Raw genomic sequence first — 14,703 nt, 5'->3', positions numbered from 1 at the left:
GCCACCTCCTCGTGTTCGTTCAGTCGGGGGCGGGCACCGGGAGGTGGCGCCTGGGGGCTTGCCACGGGTCCAGAGCGTGCTTTCCTCGTGTCCGCCCCGATTCGAGGGCTCGGAGCACGGCGGGTCCGTCGGCCAGCGGGTGCACTTCGGCGCTCCCCGGCGGGTACACGCCTTGCGCGATGAGCACTTCGAGTTCGTCGAGCAGTGCACGGTAGATGCCCGGTGCCGCGGTGGCCAGTGCGCCGATGTGCAGTCCCTTGAGCTGGACCCGGTGGGTGAAGACCAGGTCGTGCGTGCTCAGGGTGGCGTCACCGGACGCGGCCCCGAACACCACGACGCGGCCGGTGAACGGCTTGGTCACCGACAGGCTGGCTTCGAACGTCGCCTTCCCGACGGATTCGAGGACCAGGTCCACGCCCCCGGTCAGCCGCAGGATTTCCCCGGCCAGATCGGGACGAGTGCTGTCGAGGACGACGTCGGCCTGGATGGTGTGGTGCTTCGCCGGTGACGCCGTGGCGATGACGCGGGCGCCGTAGTGGCGAGCCAGGCGGACGGCCGCCTGCCCCACGCCTCCCGCGGCGGCGTGGACGAGGACCACGTCACCGGCTTCGACCTCGCCCAGCGGTCGCAGTGCCGCGAGTGCGGTCGCCCAGTTCAGCACCATGCCGAGGGCTTCGGCGTCGCTCCAGCCCGGCGGGACCGGCAGCACACCGGCGGCCGGCATCACCATGTACTCCGCGAAGGCGCCCGCGCCCGTCCCGATGACGTGGGTGCCTTCGCCGACGATTTCCCCCGCGGCCTCGAATCCCGCGATGTAGGGCGCCGAGGGTCCACCTCCGTAAGTGCCGTGGGACTGCATGACGTCCGCGAAGTTCAGGCCCGCGGCACCGACCCGGATCAGGTGCTCACCGGGACCCGGCACCGGGCGGGGGACATCGGTGGCGAGGATCAGGTCCGCCGGGCCGCGGTGCGACCGCTGGACCAGGGCACGCATTTTCTCCATGCCGCCGAACGTAGAAGCCTCACGCAGGTGTCAAGGTCAAGGACGAACTTCGCGGAGGAACGCGTCGAGCGCCGCCTGCTGTTCGTTGAGCGCGGCGATGCGGGCGGCGAGCCGGTCGCGGTAGCGCCGGACCTCCTCGGCGAACTCCGGCGCGCCGTCCGCAAAGGACTTGATCAACCGCACGGACAAGCCGGACTCCAGCAGCGAGCGGATGACGAGCACGCGGTCGAGGGTGGAGCGGCAGTAGTCGCGGTAGCCGTTCTCGTGGCGGCCGGGCACGATCAAGCCCTCGTCTTCGTAGAACCGCAGCGACCTCGCGCTCACGCCACTGGCCCGTGCGGCCTCGCCGATCCTCACGATCGAAGGCAACACCACAGCCACGAAGGTTCTTCCGACCGACAGGATGGCGTGTCTTGACAATCGAAGTTGTCGGTGGAACCGTGGGCCGCGCCGCACAACACAGGGAGGCGACGATGAAGGTTCAACTCACCAGCATCATGGTGAACGACCAGGACCGGGCGGAGCGGTTCTACACCGAGAAGCTGGGTTTCCAGGTCAAACACAACATCCCGGTCGGCGACGCGCGCTGGCTGACCGTGGTTTCCCCGGACGAGCCGGACGGCGTGGAGATCCTGCTGGAGCCGGCGGGCTACGAATTCGCGCGGACCTACCAGGCCGAGCTCTACGCGAAGAACATGCCGCTCACCATGCTGTTCTCCGAGGACATCCGCAAGGAGTACGCGCAGCTCGTCGAGGCCGGGGTGGAGTTTCGCGGCGAGCCCGCCGAGACCATGGGCGGGATCAGCGCGATCTTCGACGACACCTGCGGCAACTACCTCATGCTGATGCAGGTGACGCAGCCCGGATGAGCGAAGAACGGCGGCTGTACAAGGAAATCTCCTTCGACGCCACCCCGGAACAGGTGTGGGCGGCCATTTCCAGCGGGCCCGGCATGTCGATCTGGTTCGTGCCCCACGAGATGGGTCCCGAAGGGGAAGGCGAGGCCGACTTCGGTGGTGGCAACACCCAGGCGGGCCGCGTGCTCGCCAGGGAAGAGGGCCAGCGGATCGTCTACGGCGACACCGATTCCCCGGCCGCGCTGGAGTTCGTGGTCGAGGGCCGGGACAACGGCGGCACCGTGCTGCGGTTCACCCAGAGCGGGTTCTTCGACGGTGACGACTGGGCCGCCGAGTACGAGAGCTTCGACCGCGGCTGGAACCTCTTCTTCCACAACCTCGCGCAGTACTTCCGGTACTTCGCCGGGTTGCCCGCGACCACGCTGGTGACCGGCTCGACCACCTCGCTCGGCCCGGACGCGATCTGGGCGAAGTTGAGCGCGGCCCTCGGCGTGGACCCGGAGGTCCGGCTCGGCGACCGGGTGCGGCTGACGCCGGCCGGCCTGCCGCCGATCGACGGCGAGGTCGACTACCGCGTCCGCGGGGTGCTCGGGGTCCGCGCGGCCGAAGGGCTGCACCGGTTCCAGGGGTTCGGCGCCGAGGGCCACGGCATGGTCAACTCGATCCACTACTACTACGGCACCGCGCCGGACCGGGCGGCCACGACCGCGGCCTGGCAGCAGTGGCTGCTGGCGGCCTTCCCGGTCAGGTTCTGAGCGCGGCCAGCCGCCGGGCGACCTCGGGGGAGTGGAACGGGCGCACCGGCGGCCGGTCGCCGTAAGCGAAGTTGAGGGCACGGCCGAGCGTCCACGGTTCGACCGCGGCGAACACGGCCTCCTGGGCTTCGTGGGCCTCGGCGCCCGGGCCGGACAACACCATCAGCTGGTACCGCGCGTCCCGGTGGCTCACCGCGTTCGGCACGGCGGGCGGCCGGGACAGCGCGCCACCGAGGTGCCGCAGGTCGGTCACCAGGCCCACCGGCGCTTCCGGTCCGGTCAGTTCGACGAGCCGGTCCGCCAGGTCTGCCGGGAAATCGGTCAGCAGCGCGGTGTCGCCGTAGTAGGCGTGCGGGGTGTCCGGTTCGCTGAAGATCGTGCGCGCTGCCTGGTCGAACGGGATTTCCCCGAACTTCTCCAGCAGGCGCGGGCCGATTTCGCGCAGGGGCGCGATCAGCCGTTCGCCCGCCGCGGGATCGCCGCTGTAGGAAAGCCGGAGATGCGCGGCATGCCGCCCGCGCAAGGGTTCCGGCACGCCCGGCACGTCCGGGAACGGCACCATCCCCAGCGAAGAGGTCAGTTCCTCGGGCACGGACTCGGTCCATTCGCGGAACCCGCGCACCACCGCGGGCAGGAGCCCGGTGTCGAAGTACATGCCGCCGCCGTAGATGGCGGGGACGTCGAACAAGGCGATCTCCAGCCCGGTGACCACGCCGAAACCACTGCGGCCGCCGCGAAGCGCCCAGAACAGTTCGGGATGGGTCTCGGCGGTCACGTCGAGCAGATCACCGTTGTGGTCCACCAATTCGACGCGCCGCACGTGATCGGCCGCGAAGCCGAAGCGCCGGGCCAGCAGGCCGACCCCGCCGCCGAGTGAGTACGACACCGCGCCCACACCGGGACCACTGCCGGACAACGGCGCGAGTCCGTGCGTGGCGGTCTCGGCGAGCACGTCCTTCCAGCGCGCGCCGGCTTCCAGCCAGGCCGTCTTCTTCTCCGGGTCCACGCGGACGCCGCGCATCCGGCGGGTGCTGATCAGCAGCCCGGTGGCCGGGGTGGTGAAGCCGTGGCCGGTCGCCTGCACCGAAACGGGCAGGCCCTGTTCGCGGGCGTAGTTCACCGCGGCACGCACGTCGGCGGCGTTCTCCACGGCCGCGATCACCTTCGCCTCGTGGCGGAAGGCGGTCTGGAAACCGGCCGCTTCGTCGTCGAACCCGGGGTCGCCGGGGTGCAGGTAGTTCATCTTGTTCCTCCGTTGTCGCTCTCCTTCCACCCTGGGCTGAGCTTGTGCAGAAATCCAACAGCTGGTTCTGCTCGAAATCAGAAGCGATAGTCATGATACCGACAATCTTGCCTGTCTTGACAATAAAAGTCGTCGGTGAGACTCTTGTTCTACCAGCGAAAACGAGTCAAGGAGCAGTGAGATGAACCGCGAATTCGAGATTCGCAGCGAGCGTGAGATCGACGGCACCCCCGAGCAGGTCTTCGAAGCGGTTACCGCCGGGACGGCGGGCTGGCTGTGGCCGATCGCGTGCGAGCCCCGCCTCGGCGGCTCGGTCGACATCGCCGAAGGCGCGAAGGTCACCGCGTGGGAGCCCGGCAGGCACTTCGCCAACCGCGTCGAGCAGGGCGACTGGTTCAACGCGCTGGACCACGTGATCGAGCCGCGGCCGGGCGGGCGGTCCTACCTGCGGTACGTGCACAGCGGCGCGTTCCCGGAACAGGACTGGCAGAACCTGTACGACGGCTGCCTGCACCACACCGAGATGTACCAGGCCACGCTGGCGACCTACGTCAAGCACTTCGCCGGGAAGCCCGCCGAGTACGTCTCCGTCGACGCGCCCGCGTCGACCGCCGGGGACGCCGACGCGTTCGGCCGCCTGCTGCGTGAACTGGGGCTGACCGATGCCGTGCTGGGCGACCGGGTGTCGGTCGAGGTGCCCGGAATCGGGACCATCGACGGCGAAATCGACTTCCGCACCCCGCACTTCCTCGGCATCCGCGCCGAAGACGCCATCTACCGGTTAATCGGCCGCAACGCCTGGGGCGACCCGGTGGCCGTCGCGGCGCACCACTTCGGCGAGGTCGACACCGCGCGGGCCGCGAAGGAGTGGGAAGCCTGGCTCGCCGCTGTCTACGCCTGAACCACGTCGACGAAGTGGAGCACGCGCTCGACCATCCGCCGGAAGTCGGCGGGGGAGAAGTAGTGGCCGAGGTCGGGCCACACCTCCACTTCGGACCGCGGCAGCCAGGCCCGTGCCCTGGCCGCGGCGGTCGCGGAATCGTGCACCGCGCTGCGGCCGGAGAAGATCGCCAGCGTAGGCACCTCCATCGCCCGCAGTTCCGCCTCGGGCGGGCAGGTCTGGAACGGCACCGCGGGCCGGTAGACGCGGGTGAGCGCACGCACGAGCCGGACAGCCGGATCGCCGGAGATGTCCTGGCCCGCGGCCCACTGGAAGAAGCGCCGCCACCTCCACTCGTACGGGAAGAGCTTGAGCAGCAGGCCTTGCCGGAGGGCGCCGAAGGAGAAGTTCGCGGTGACCGTGGTGGGGTCGAGCAGGGTCAGCGTGGCCAGGCGGGCGGGGTGGTGAAGCGCGTAGTTCGTGGCCTGCCAGCCGCCCGAGGACATGCCGACCAGGTGTACGCCGGTCAGGTGCAACGCGTCGAGCACCTCGTCGAGGCAGTGGGCGCGCTCGGCGTGGCTGGTGATCGGCTCGGTCTGCACGCTGTGGCCGCCTTCGCCGAGGATGTCGAGCGTGTAGACGGTGTGCGCGGCCGAAAGTGGTGCCCAGAACGGTGCGCAACTGGGTGCGCCGGCCAGGAGCCCGTGCAGCAACATGATCGGCGGGCCGTTCTCGCCGTGCCGGTAGACGCGGGTGGTGCCGAACGAGGTCTCGATGTCCAGCACCGCGGCCGGTGGCGGTCCCTGCGTCATCGTCTCCCGGTAGACCGCGAAGTAGTCGTCCCGCCCGTTGTCGTCGGTGAATGCCCCGGTTTTCCCCATGTCCGGCACGGTAGGGCCGCGGGAATCCAATCGTCTTGGACGAATGGAAGACCCTAGGGTGCAGGCATGGGGAGCTGGGCGCTGGTGGTGCCGCGCGAGGAGGTCGACCGGCTCGACGGCACCCACGTGTTCGCCGCCCCGCACCCCCGGCTGGCCGCCCACGTGCTCAGCTACACCGCGCAGGACTTCCGCCAGTACGAGCGCCGGACGTGGCGGATCGCCCCGCTCGGCGTGATCACGCTGGCGATCGACTTCGAAACACCGATCCGGCGACTCGAAAGCGGAATGGTGCTGCCGTTCTCCTCGGTGGCCGGCTTGCGTGACCGGCCGATGGTGATCGAGGAATCGCCCGGCCATTCACGCGGTATCTCCATCGGACTGACCCCGCTCGGCGCATTCTCGTTGCTCGGCCTGCCGTTGAAGGAAATCGCGAACACGAATGTCGGGCTCACCGAACTGCTCGGTGTGCGCGGCCGGGTGCTGACCGAGGAACTCGCCGAAACGCGTGGCTGGGCCGCGCGGTTCCGGCTGCTCGACGAGCGCTTTACCGAGTGGCTGAGCGACGGTCATGCACTCGACGCGCCAGTGTTCGGAGCGTGGCGCCACCTGGAAAACACGGGCGGCCGGGTGCGGATCGACCGGCTCGCGGACCAGATCGGCTGGACCCGCCAGCACCTGAACCTCCGCTTCCGCGAGCAGATCGGGCTGAGCCTGAAAACCGCGGGCCGGGTCGCGCGCCTGCGTCATGCCGCCGTGCTGATGACCGGTGGGCTTTCACTCGCCGAGATCGCCGCGGTCGCCGGTTACGCCGACCAAGCACATCTGAACCGCGATTTTCGCGCACTGACCGGCTGTACCCCCACGGAATACCGGAGGAAATGGTGACCGGGCTCCATCCGGAGACAGAACCGTACCGGCACGGGATGCTGGACGTCGGCGACGGCAATTCCCTCTATTGGGAGGAATGCGGGAATCCGGCCGGAAAACCCGCGCTGGTGCTGCACGGCGGCCCCGGTTCGGGCTGCACGCCGGGAGCACGCCGGTTGTTCGACCCCGAACGCTTCCGGGTCGTGTTGTTCGACCAGCGCAACTGCGGCCGCAGCACCCCGCACGCGAGCGAGCCGGACATCGACCTGTCCCGGAACACCACCCACCACCTGGTCGCCGACATCGAAGCACTGCGGACCGCGCTCGGCATCGAAAGCTGGCTGGTTTCGGGTGCCTCATGGGGTTCGGTGCTCGGACTGGTCTACGCCGAACGGCATCCGGAGCGCGTCACCGGGATGCTGCATTCCGGCGTGGCCACCGGACGGCGACTCGAAACCGACCTGCTCACGCGCGGCCTGGGCGCGATGTTCCCGGAGGCTTACGCGCGGTTCCGCGAACTCGTGCCGGACGGGGAGATCGCCACCGGTTACCACCGGCTGCTCTTCGACCCGGACCCCGAAGTCCGCGAACGCGCGGCACGAGCCTGGTGCGACTGGGAAGACGCGATCGTGCCTACCGTGCCCGGCCCGAGTCCGCGGTACGCGAGCCCCGAATTTCGGATGGCGTTCGCGCGGATCGTCACGCACTACTTCGCCAACGGCAGCTGGCTGGCCGAAGGTGCCGTGCTGCGCGACGCCGGGAAGCTGGCCGGTATCCCCGGGGTGATCGTGCAGGGCGTGCTCGACCTGTCGAACCTGGTCGGGACGCCGTGGGAACTCGCGCGGGCCTGGCCCGGTGCCGAACTGGTGCTGGTGGACGGCACCGGGCACAACAACACCCCCGGCCTGGACGCGGCGCGCGTGGCCGCGCTCGACCGCCTCTAGTCCTCGATCGGCTCGGGCTCCGGCAGCGGTTCGCCGGTCTCCACCAGGGACTTCAGGCTCGACAGGATGTGCGGCCAGCCACCCTGGACCGCCTCCAGCACGGTGCTGCCCGGCTCGAACCCGTCGTGCCGCACGGTCAGCTTCACCACCTCGCCCGCCGGTTCGAGGTCGAAGGTCACCTTGGACCTCGGCTCGGCGGCGGCCTGCTTGACGAAGTCCGGGTCCACCTCCATGAGCCCGGCGAAGTCCGGGGTGAAGCTGTGCCAGGTGTAGGACAGGCGCCGGTACGGGTCGGACTCCAGCACCACCTGCTCGGGATCGGCGGACTTCCAGCCGTTCTGCTCCCAGGTGACCGGCGCGCCCTTGGTCCACTCCGATTCCAGCACCGCGCCCCAGTAGCGGATGGTGAAGGCGGGGTCGGTCAGCGCCTGCCACAGCTCTTCCGGGGTGGTCTTGATGTAGCTGGTGTGGACGAACTCGGGCTTGCTCATGGGTTTGCTCTCCAATGCGGTCTTCAGGTCGGCGAGTGCGCGCACCCGCTCGCGGTGGTACCGGCTGATCCAGCGGTCGGCGATGGCGTTGATCGGGTCGGCGTTGACGTAGTGCCACTTCTCCCGGCCTCGCCGGACCGTGGTGACCAGGTTCGCCGCCTCCAGCACGGCCAGGTGCTTGCTGACCGACTGCCGCGCCATGTCCAGTTCCGAGCAGAGCTCGCGCAGGGTCTGCCCGTCGCGTGCGTTCAACCGGTCGAGCAGCCGCCGGCGACTGGCATCGGCCAGCGCCTTGAACACCTCGTCCATCGTCTCACCTCGAATAGGCAGCCAACTGGCTGCCCATAAGATAGGCAGCCATTCGGCTGCCTGTCAACTTCGAGGGCGGGGTGCCGGAGGCAGGACCGGCGGTCAGAGGGCGGTTCGGCTGAGCCAGTGGTCGAGAAGGGCGCGATCGCCGGTGACGGTGAGCTGGTCGGGGGAGAGGCGCCGGGTCACTACCAGCAGCAGGTCGCGCTCACTGCCTTCGACCGTCACGTCCGCGTCGCCGACGGCACGGGAGCAGGTCGGCCCGGAAGGGGTCCTGGTGATCAACCATCCGGTGGTTTCCGCCCGCAGCAACAGTTTCTCCCCGTTGCCCGCCAGTTCGGCCAGCCCTGGCTTGACCTTCTCGGCGCCGGGCGTGGACATCAAGCCCAAACCCTCGTCGAGGGCGTCGGTGGCGACGTCCGGCGCGATTTCGAAGGTGGTCCGGCCGGTGGTGAGGGTGGCGTCGGCGTGGTGGACCACGGTGTCGTGCAGCATGCGGCGCAACCAGAACACCGCCGGGCCCGGGCCGAGGAGCGTGGTCACCGTGGTGTCGGCGCCGGTGGTGCGTACGGCGTCGGCCAGTTCGGTGGCGCCTTCGGTGAGCCAGCGGGTCCAGTCCGCCGGCGGGTCGGCTTCCAGGGGATCGGGCACCGCGGCCGGTTCCCGGGTGCGCACCATGCCGGCGGCCCAGCGGTGGGCCTGGCCGATGTGCCCGACGAGGTCCCGCAATCGCCACTCCGGACAGGTCGGCACACGGGTGGCCGGGTCACCGCCCTCGGCGGCCTCGGCGAAGCCGGCGGTGTGGGTGTGCAGGGCGTTCGTGAGCCAGGTGAGATCCATGTCCCCTACCGTAGGAATTCCACCGGGGTGGAGGTTCGACGAATGGTGACCGCGATCACAGTACTCGGTATCGGTGAGCTGGCCCGGCGCACCGGCGTGCCCGTGCGCACGGTCCGCTTCTACTGCGACGAGGGCATTCTCGAACCGGTGCGCAGCGCGGGCGGGCACCGCCGGTTCGACGTCACCGCGGTCGAGCGGCTCACGCTCATCCGCCGGTTGCGCGGGCTCGGGCTGGGGTTGCCGTCGATCCGGCAGGTGCTGGCCGGGCAGCGGTCGGTCGCCGAAGCGGTCACTGCCGAACGGGCCGCGCTCGACGCCGAACTGGCGGCCCTCGCCTGGCGCCGTGCTTCGTTGCGCGCGGTCGAGACGGGCGCACGCCTGGACCTGCTCGCCGCGGTGGGGGACGGCCGCGCAGCCCGTGAAGTGCTGAACGGCTTCTGGCGCAACGACTTCCTCGGCCCTGTGCCCGCGGACACGGTCGAGATGTTCCTCGCCAGCAGCGTGCCGACGCCACCCGAAGACCCGACACCGGCTCAAGTGGTCGCCTACGCGGAAATGGTCGCGCTCGTCGACGACACCAAACTGCGGACCGGATTGCGCCGGCGGCCGCGGATCGCCGACCAGGCCGCGTTGCACGACGGCATCGGCGTGGCCTGCGACCTGGCCCGGCCACTCGTGCTCGCCGGGCAGCGGCCCGAACCCGGCGCCGCGCTCGACCGGTTCGTCGACGCCTACGCCGTACTCGGCCGCACCGGCGACACCCCGGAATTCCGGCGCTCACTGCACACAAGCCTTGCCGTGGAACGGAATCCGCGCCTGCGCCGGTACTGGGAACTGGTCGGCGAGGTGACCGGCGAGGCGGTCACCGTCGGCCAGGCGCACGCGTGGTTGCTCGACGCGCTCGGCGTTCAGCGGTAGGCACGCACGGCGTCCAGATAACCGGAGATGGCGTCACGGTTGCGGGTCAGGCAGTCGATGCGGCCGGCGATCCGGTCGCGCTCGTTCTCCAGCGCCGCCAGCATTTCCGGGGTGGCGTCGGGGAAGTGGATCGCGCGCGGCCGGTTCAGGCAGGGCAGGATCTGCTTGATCAGCCGCGTCGGCAGCCCGGCGTCGAGCAGCCCGCGGATCTGCGCCACCCGGTCCACGTTGTAGTCGGCGTAGTCGCGATAACCGTTGGGCAGGCGATCGGCGACGATCAGCCCCTGTTCCTCGTAGTACCGCAGCAGCCTGCGGGGGATGCCGGTCCGTTCGGACAGTGCGCCGATGCGCATGTGTGCCACCTCACTGGGTTCGTGGTTGACCTTCACACCGATGTGACGGTTCGAGCATGGGCGGCATGAGACTCCCGCTGCCCGCCTTGCTGGCGTTGACCACCGCTGCGTTCATCACCGTGCTGACCGAGGCGCTGCCCGCCGGGGTCCTGCCCGCACTGAGCACTGACCTGGGCGTCGGCGAATCGGCCGCCGGGCAGACCGTGACCGTCTACGCGATCGGCACCGCGCTCGCCGCGATCCCGCTGACAGTGGCCACCGCGGGCTGGCGGCGCAAACGTTTGCTCCTGGCCGGGATCGCGGGGTTCGCGGTGGCCAACACGGTCACCGCGGTGTCCGGGGACTACGCGCTGACCATGGTCGCCCGGTTCGTCGCCGGGGTCGCGGCCGGAGTGGTCTGGGCCCTCCTGGCCGGATACGCGCGACGGCTCGCGCCCGAACGCTTGCAGGGCAAGGCGATCGCGATCGTGATGGCGGGCATCCCGCTCGCGCTCTCGCTCGGCGTGCCCGCCGGTACGTTCCTCGGCGGCGCGGTGGGCTGGCGCGCCTCCTTCGGCGTGATGTCGGTGCTCGCCGTGGTGCTGCTGGGCTGGATCGCCGTGGCCGTCCCGGATTTCCCCGGGCAGACCGGTGGCGGCCGGATCCCGCTCCGGCGCACGCTCGCCGTGCCCGGGGTGGCGCCGATCCTGGTGGTGACGCTGGTTTTCGTGCTGGCCCACACGATCCTGTACACCTACATCGCCACGTTCCTGGAGCGCGCGGGACTCGGTGCTTCGGTCGACCTGGTGCTGCTGATCTTCGGGATCGCGTCGATGGTGAGCATCTGGGTGGTCGGCGCCCACATCGACCGGCGGCTGCGCGTGCTGACCGTCGCGGGCACGGTGCTCGTCGGTGTGGCGGCCGCGATCCTCGGGGTGTTCTCGGGCGACGCGCCGCTGGTGTACCTTGCCGTCGCGTTGTGGGGACTCGGCTGGGGCGGGGTGCCGACGCTGCTGCAGACCGCCGCCGGGCAGGCGGGCGGGGACGCCGCGGACACCGCGCAGGCCATGCTCGTGACCCTGTGGAACGCGGCGATGGCCGGTGGGGGTGTGGCCGGTGGCCTGCTGCTCGACCACTTCGGCGCCGGTGCGTTCCCGGTGGCCGCACTGGTCCTGCTGCTGCCGGTGCTGGCCGTGGTGCTCCGGGCGCGCGAGCACGGGTTCGCTGGTCATGCGCGCTACGGTAGAAGTTGACACCAGTGTCAGGTTCAACTGTTCTCGGCCGGGAGGCGGCGTGCGGATCGGTGAACTGGCTCACCGCACCGGCGTGAGCGAGCGTTCGCTGCGGTACTACGAGCAGCAGGGCCTGCTCGCCTCGTCGCGCACCCCGGGCGGGCACCGCGAGTACCCGGAGGCCGCCGTCGACCGGGTCATCCGGATCCAGGAGCTGTTCGCCGCCGGCTTGCCCAGCAGGAAGATCGCGCGCCTGCTCCCGTGCCTGCGCGACGCCGACGGCGGCCCCTCCGAACTCGCGGACGCTCAGCTGGTCGCCGACCTCACCGCCGAACGCGAACGCATCGACCGCATGATGGCCGACCTGGCCCGCTCACGGGAGGTCCTGGACCACGTCATCGAAGCCGCCGACGGCACCTGACGCGGACTCGCCGAACCAGTGGGTGAGGTGGTCGTCCAGGTCTCGTTGGTCGTCGCCGGTCCAGGCGACGTGGCCGTCCGGCCGGAGCAGGACGCCGGGAACATCCAGTGCCACGGTGGGATCCGCGAGGTGGTCGACCCGGTCGGACCAGCCGCCGGTGGTCAGGCGTCCGGTGCGGTCCAGCAGCAGGCCGCGCCCGTGGCGCAGCAGGTCGTAGAGGCGGCCTTGTGCCACGTCGATATCGCGCAGGCGGCGGCCGAGCAGGTCGGGCCCGTCGCCGAAGTCGTAGCGGATGCCGATCGCGGTGATCTTCTCGAGCAGGTAGCGGTTCACCTCGTCGAAGTCCATCAGTTCGGTGAGCAGCCTGCGCAGGGCCCGCGCGCCCGGTTCGGGGGACGAAAGCGCCACCTGGGCGCGGGTGTTGTCCAGGACTTCCTCGGCGACCGGATGACGTTCGGTCTGGTAGGTGTCCAAAAGGGACTCCGGCGCCCAGCCGCGGACCTGGGCGGCCAGTTTCCAGCCGAGGTTGACTGCGTCCTGGACGCCGAGGTTGAGGCCCTGCCCACCGGCGGGCGGGTGGATGTGGGCCGCGTCGCCGGCCAGCAGCACCCGCCCGACCCGGTAGCGGTCGGCCAGCCGGGTGGCATCCCCGAAACGGGACAGCCAACGCGGGGAATGCACGCCGAAATCGGTCCCGGCGATGGCGTGCAGCGCTTGCCGGAAATCGTCGATGGTGGGCGGTTCCGCGCTGAGTCCCACGGCGGGGACCACCACGCGATAAACCCTTTCGCCGAAAGGCTGGAGGCTGAACGACTGGTGGATTCCGGTCACCTTGGCGGCGATCTCCTCCGGCGGCACCCCGACTTCCAGTTCGCCCATCAGCGTCTCGGTCCGCGAGGGCTCGCCGGGAAAGCCGACGCCGAGCAGCTTGCGCACGATACTGCGCCCGCCGTCACAACCGACGAGATAGCGCGCACGCAGCCGCTCACCATCGGCCAGTTCGACGGTCACGCCCTCGTCGTCCTGTTCGAAGCCGGCCACTGCGGCACCCCGCCGGATCTGCGCACCGAGGTGGATCGCGTGTTCTTCCAGAACGCGCACGATGACCGGCTGCGGGATACCCAGCAGGTAGGCGTGTGCGGAATCGACGTCCGGGGGCGCGGGTTTGTCGATGGCGGCGAAGAAGGCGCCTGCCGGACGTCGTCTTCCGTGTTCGAGAAGACGCTCCAGCAGTCCGCGCATGGCCATCAGTTCGAGGCTGCGGATGTGCAGGCCGACGATGCGGACGACCGAAACGGGTTCGGTTTCCTTTTCCAGCACGAGTACCCGCACATCGTGCAGCCGCAGTTCGGCGGCCAGCATCGCGCCGGTCGGCCCGCACCCGGCGATGATCACGTCAAACATGGAGGTGTTGCCCTTCGGGAGTGGTCGAGGCGCTCCCGGCGACACCTACATCGATCGCCCGGCCGTGATCGGAAGGGGGAGCACCCACATCGCTACAGCGTTCATGGGTCTCACCTCCTCGGGCGGTGTCACGGTCGACCGCAAGCTACAAGCCCGCGCCCCACCCCGTCCACTCCTTTAGACGGCGGGGCGGCCCGCTCCGGCGTAATCGTCGCCGGGGCGGCGGTAGGCGTGCACCTGCACGGCCTGCCCGAACGTCGGCGCGTCCACCATCTGCTTGTTCCCCACGTAGATGCCGACGTGGTGGATCTTCGTCGACGGGTTGCCGAAGAACACCAGGTCGCCCAGCTGCGGTTCCTCCGCCACCGGCACCAGCGGCACGCTGCCGTACTGCCAGTGCGCGGTGCGCTTGAGCGTGATGCCCGCGTTCCCGTACGCGGCGGTGGTCAGGCCCGAGCAGTCGAAGCCCTCGTGCCCGCCTTCGATGCCGTTGCCGCCCCACACGTACGGCAGGCCGATCTTCTCGATGGCGAAGTAGACCGCCTTGAGCACCGAGGTCTTCGGCGGCGCGTCGGTCTTCGCGACCGTGCCGTAGACGTTCGCGGTGGCCAGCACGCGGTGCAGGAACAGCGGCGCGTCCTGCAGTGAGCTGACCGCGTTCCACCAGGTCGGGCCGTCGGACAGGTCACGGCCGTCGGCGCACAGCGCGCGGGCGGCGGTCAGCGCGGCGTCGTCGAGGTTCTGCGGATCGGGTGCGCCCGCGCCACCGGCGCTGCGCGCCCACTTGTCCCAGACGGCCGGGGTCAGCTGCATCGGCCCGTTGGCGTCCAGTTCGGAGACCACGGTGCCGTTGAAGTCGAGCAGTTCCACCGTGCCGATCGGCTGCGCCGGGCGGCCGTCCTCGTTGATCACCCCGCCACCCGCGCGGCCGTGGTCGGTGGCGTTCTTGCCGATGCCGGCCAGCGTCACCCACGACACGTGGCACTCCGGCTGCTCCTGGCTCATCGTGATCGTCGCCTTGGCGTAGGCGAGCATCGAGCGCTGCGGGATCTCCAGCCAGGTCGAGTACTTCGCGGCCCAGTCGTCGAGCGCCTTGCCCGGCGACGCGGGCAGTGCCGCGGCGCCCGGCTGCGGCTGCGGGGTCGACGGCGGGGCCGGTGGCTCGGTGGTCACCGGCGGCGCCGTGTTGGCGGCGCCCGTGCTGTTCGCCAGCGGCGCGTCGTCCTGGCGGTTGGCCAGCACGAACACCCCGGTCGCCACGGCCACCGCGACCACCGCGATGACCAGTGCCCGCCGGAACGGCCGCTGCCTGGGTTCCTCCGCCAC

17 protein-coding genes are annotated in these 14,703 nt (G+C 70.2%); 8 read left to right on the top strand and 9 right to left on the bottom strand.

Translation table 11 applies throughout. The annotated features are described in order from the left end of the window. Positions 1–19: 19 nt before the first annotated feature. Both JOM49_RS41245 and JOM49_RS41240 read right to left on the bottom strand, forming a co-directional pair. Positions 20–1,003 carry a zinc-binding dehydrogenase gene (locus JOM49_RS41245; protein ID WP_209670134.1) on the bottom strand — a complete coding sequence of 328 codons (984 nt, stop codon included), beginning with the start codon at positions 1,001–1,003 and terminating at the stop codon, positions 20–22. Between the two features lie 36 nt (positions 1,004–1,039). Continuing rightward, positions 1,040–1,360 carry a MerR family transcriptional regulator gene (locus tag JOM49_RS41240; RefSeq protein WP_209670132.1) on the bottom strand — a complete coding sequence of 107 codons (321 nt, stop codon included), beginning with the start codon at positions 1,358–1,360 and terminating at the stop codon, positions 1,040–1,042. Between the two features lie 116 nt (positions 1,361–1,476). Here JOM49_RS41240 and JOM49_RS41235 point away from each other — a divergent pair, with 116 nt between their 5' ends. Continuing rightward, positions 1,477–1,872 (top strand): VOC family protein, encoded by a 396-nt coding sequence (locus tag JOM49_RS41235; protein ID WP_209670130.1) that lies wholly within the window; start codon positions 1,477–1,479, stop codon positions 1,870–1,872. Continuing rightward, a complete protein-coding gene (locus tag JOM49_RS41230) occupies positions 1,869–2,615 on the top strand; it encodes an SRPBCC family protein (RefSeq protein WP_209670128.1) in 747 nt (248 codons plus the stop codon). The genes JOM49_RS41235 and JOM49_RS41230 overlap by 4 nt, the downstream gene beginning before the upstream one ends. Here the strand turns inward: JOM49_RS41230 and JOM49_RS41225 are convergent. Beyond that, positions 2,605–3,858, bottom strand: a complete 1,254-nt coding sequence (locus JOM49_RS41225; protein WP_209670127.1) for an FAD-binding oxidoreductase — start codon at positions 3,856–3,858, stop codon at positions 2,605–2,607. The genes JOM49_RS41230 and JOM49_RS41225 overlap by 11 nt on opposite strands. Positions 3,859–4,039: 181 nt before the next feature. Here JOM49_RS41225 and JOM49_RS41220 point away from each other — a divergent pair, with 181 nt between their 5' ends. Continuing rightward, positions 4,040–4,759: an SRPBCC family protein gene (locus tag JOM49_RS41220; protein WP_209670126.1), complete on the top strand. Its 720-nt coding sequence runs from the start codon at positions 4,040–4,042 to the stop codon at positions 4,757–4,759. Here JOM49_RS41220 and JOM49_RS41215 read toward each other — a convergent pair. Continuing rightward, positions 4,750–5,619, bottom strand: coding sequence for an alpha/beta fold hydrolase (locus JOM49_RS41215; RefSeq protein WP_209670125.1), 870 nt, complete (start codon positions 5,617–5,619; stop codon positions 4,750–4,752). The genes JOM49_RS41220 and JOM49_RS41215 overlap by 10 nt on opposite strands. 66 nt (positions 5,620–5,685) lie before the next feature. Here JOM49_RS41215 and JOM49_RS41210 point away from each other — a divergent pair, with 66 nt between their 5' ends. Further along, positions 5,686–6,504 carry a helix-turn-helix transcriptional regulator gene (locus JOM49_RS41210; RefSeq protein WP_209670124.1) on the top strand — a complete coding sequence of 273 codons (819 nt, stop codon included), beginning with the start codon at positions 5,686–5,688 and terminating at the stop codon, positions 6,502–6,504. Further along, entirely contained in the window at positions 6,498–7,430 is a 933-nt protein-coding gene (gene pip / locus JOM49_RS41205) for a prolyl aminopeptidase (RefSeq protein WP_209670123.1), read from the top strand. The genes JOM49_RS41210 and pip overlap by 7 nt, the downstream gene beginning before the upstream one ends. On the opposite strand, the gene JOM49_RS41200 is transcribed toward pip, so the two are convergent. Beyond that, positions 7,427–8,230 (bottom strand): ArsR/SmtB family transcription factor, encoded by an 804-nt coding sequence (locus JOM49_RS41200; RefSeq protein ID WP_209670121.1) that lies wholly within the window; start codon positions 8,228–8,230, stop codon positions 7,427–7,429. The genes pip and JOM49_RS41200 overlap by 4 nt on opposite strands. A gap of 102 nt (positions 8,231–8,332) precedes the next feature. Beyond that, the gene (locus JOM49_RS41195; protein WP_209670119.1) at positions 8,333–9,070 is read right to left on the bottom strand and encodes a maleylpyruvate isomerase family mycothiol-dependent enzyme; all 738 of its coding nucleotides are present in this window, start codon (positions 9,068–9,070) and stop codon (positions 8,333–8,335) included. Between the two features lie 42 nt (positions 9,071–9,112). Here JOM49_RS41195 and JOM49_RS41190 point away from each other — a divergent pair, with 42 nt between their 5' ends. After that, positions 9,113–9,988 carry a MerR family transcriptional regulator gene (locus tag JOM49_RS41190; protein WP_245369645.1) on the top strand — a complete coding sequence of 292 codons (876 nt, stop codon included), beginning with the start codon at positions 9,113–9,115 and terminating at the stop codon, positions 9,986–9,988. Here JOM49_RS41190 and JOM49_RS41185 read toward each other — a convergent pair. Continuing rightward, positions 9,979–10,341, bottom strand: coding sequence for a MerR family transcriptional regulator (locus JOM49_RS41185; protein ID WP_209670117.1), 363 nt, complete (start codon positions 10,339–10,341; stop codon positions 9,979–9,981). The two genes, JOM49_RS41190 and JOM49_RS41185, sit on opposite strands and share 10 nt — an antisense overlap. Positions 10,342–10,406: 65 nt before the next feature. Here JOM49_RS41185 and JOM49_RS41180 point away from each other — a divergent pair, with 65 nt between their 5' ends. Both JOM49_RS41180 and JOM49_RS41175 read left to right on the top strand, forming a co-directional pair. Beyond that, positions 10,407–11,573, top strand: a complete 1,167-nt coding sequence (locus tag JOM49_RS41180; RefSeq protein ID WP_245369644.1) for an MFS transporter — start codon at positions 10,407–10,409, stop codon at positions 11,571–11,573. Between the two features lie 40 nt (positions 11,574–11,613). Continuing rightward, positions 11,614–11,973 (top strand): MerR family transcriptional regulator, encoded by a 360-nt coding sequence (locus JOM49_RS41175; RefSeq protein ID WP_209670113.1) that lies wholly within the window; start codon positions 11,614–11,616, stop codon positions 11,971–11,973. Here the strand turns inward: JOM49_RS41175 and JOM49_RS41170 are convergent. Further along, positions 11,926–13,377 carry an FAD-dependent monooxygenase gene (locus JOM49_RS41170; protein WP_209670112.1) on the bottom strand — a complete coding sequence of 484 codons (1,452 nt, stop codon included), beginning with the start codon at positions 13,375–13,377 and terminating at the stop codon, positions 11,926–11,928. The genes JOM49_RS41175 and JOM49_RS41170 overlap by 48 nt on opposite strands. Before the next feature lie 177 nt (positions 13,378–13,554). Beyond that, positions 13,555–14,703 (bottom strand): C40 family peptidase, encoded by a 1,149-nt coding sequence (locus JOM49_RS41165; protein WP_209670110.1) that lies wholly within the window; start codon positions 14,701–14,703, stop codon positions 13,555–13,557.

This window comes from Amycolatopsis magusensis, from assembly GCF_017875555.1.
Classification (GTDB): Bacteria; Actinomycetota; Actinomycetes; order Mycobacteriales; family Pseudonocardiaceae; genus Amycolatopsis; species Amycolatopsis magusensis.
Note: the sequence above shows the minus strand (reverse complement) of the source record. Positions and strands in the feature narration are given on the sequence as shown.

Bases quoted from the DNA above. Each gene is read 5' to 3' on its own strand.
- JOM49_RS41225 (WP_209670127.1), bottom strand. From the start codon at position 3,858: ATGAACTACCTGCACCCCGGCGACCCCGGGTTCGACGACGAAGCGGCC.
- JOM49_RS41185 (WP_209670117.1), bottom strand. From the start codon at position 10,341: ATGCGCATCGGCGCACTGTCCGAACGGACCGGCATCCCCCGCAGGCTG.
- JOM49_RS41245 (WP_209670134.1), bottom strand. From the start codon at position 1,003: ATGGAGAAAATGCGTGCCCTGGTCCAGCGGTCGCACCGCGGCCCGGCG.
- JOM49_RS41215 (WP_209670125.1), bottom strand. From the start codon at position 5,619: ATGGGGAAAACCGGGGCATTCACCGACGACAACGGGCGGGACGACTAC.
- JOM49_RS41200 (WP_209670121.1), bottom strand. From the start codon at position 8,230: ATGGACGAGGTGTTCAAGGCGCTGGCCGATGCCAGTCGCCGGCGGCTG.
- JOM49_RS41220 (WP_209670126.1), top strand. From the start codon at position 4,040: ATGAACCGCGAATTCGAGATTCGCAGCGAGCGTGAGATCGACGGCACC.
- JOM49_RS41235 (WP_209670130.1), top strand. From the start codon at position 1,477: ATGAAGGTTCAACTCACCAGCATCATGGTGAACGACCAGGACCGGGCG.
- JOM49_RS41190 (WP_245369645.1), top strand. From the start codon at position 9,113: ATGGTGACCGCGATCACAGTACTCGGTATCGGTGAGCTGGCCCGGCGC.
- JOM49_RS41230 (WP_209670128.1), top strand. From the start codon at position 1,869: ATGAGCGAAGAACGGCGGCTGTACAAGGAAATCTCCTTCGACGCCACC.
- JOM49_RS41195 (WP_209670119.1), bottom strand. From the start codon at position 9,070: ATGGATCTCACCTGGCTCACGAACGCCCTGCACACCCACACCGCCGGC.
- JOM49_RS41210 (WP_209670124.1), top strand. From the start codon at position 5,686: ATGGGGAGCTGGGCGCTGGTGGTGCCGCGCGAGGAGGTCGACCGGCTC.
- JOM49_RS41170 (WP_209670112.1), bottom strand. From the start codon at position 13,377: ATGTTTGACGTGATCATCGCCGGGTGCGGGCCGACCGGCGCGATGCTG.
- JOM49_RS41180 (WP_245369644.1), top strand. From the start codon at position 10,407: ATGAGACTCCCGCTGCCCGCCTTGCTGGCGTTGACCACCGCTGCGTTC.
- pip (WP_209670123.1), top strand. From the start codon at position 6,498: ATGGTGACCGGGCTCCATCCGGAGACAGAACCGTACCGGCACGGGATG.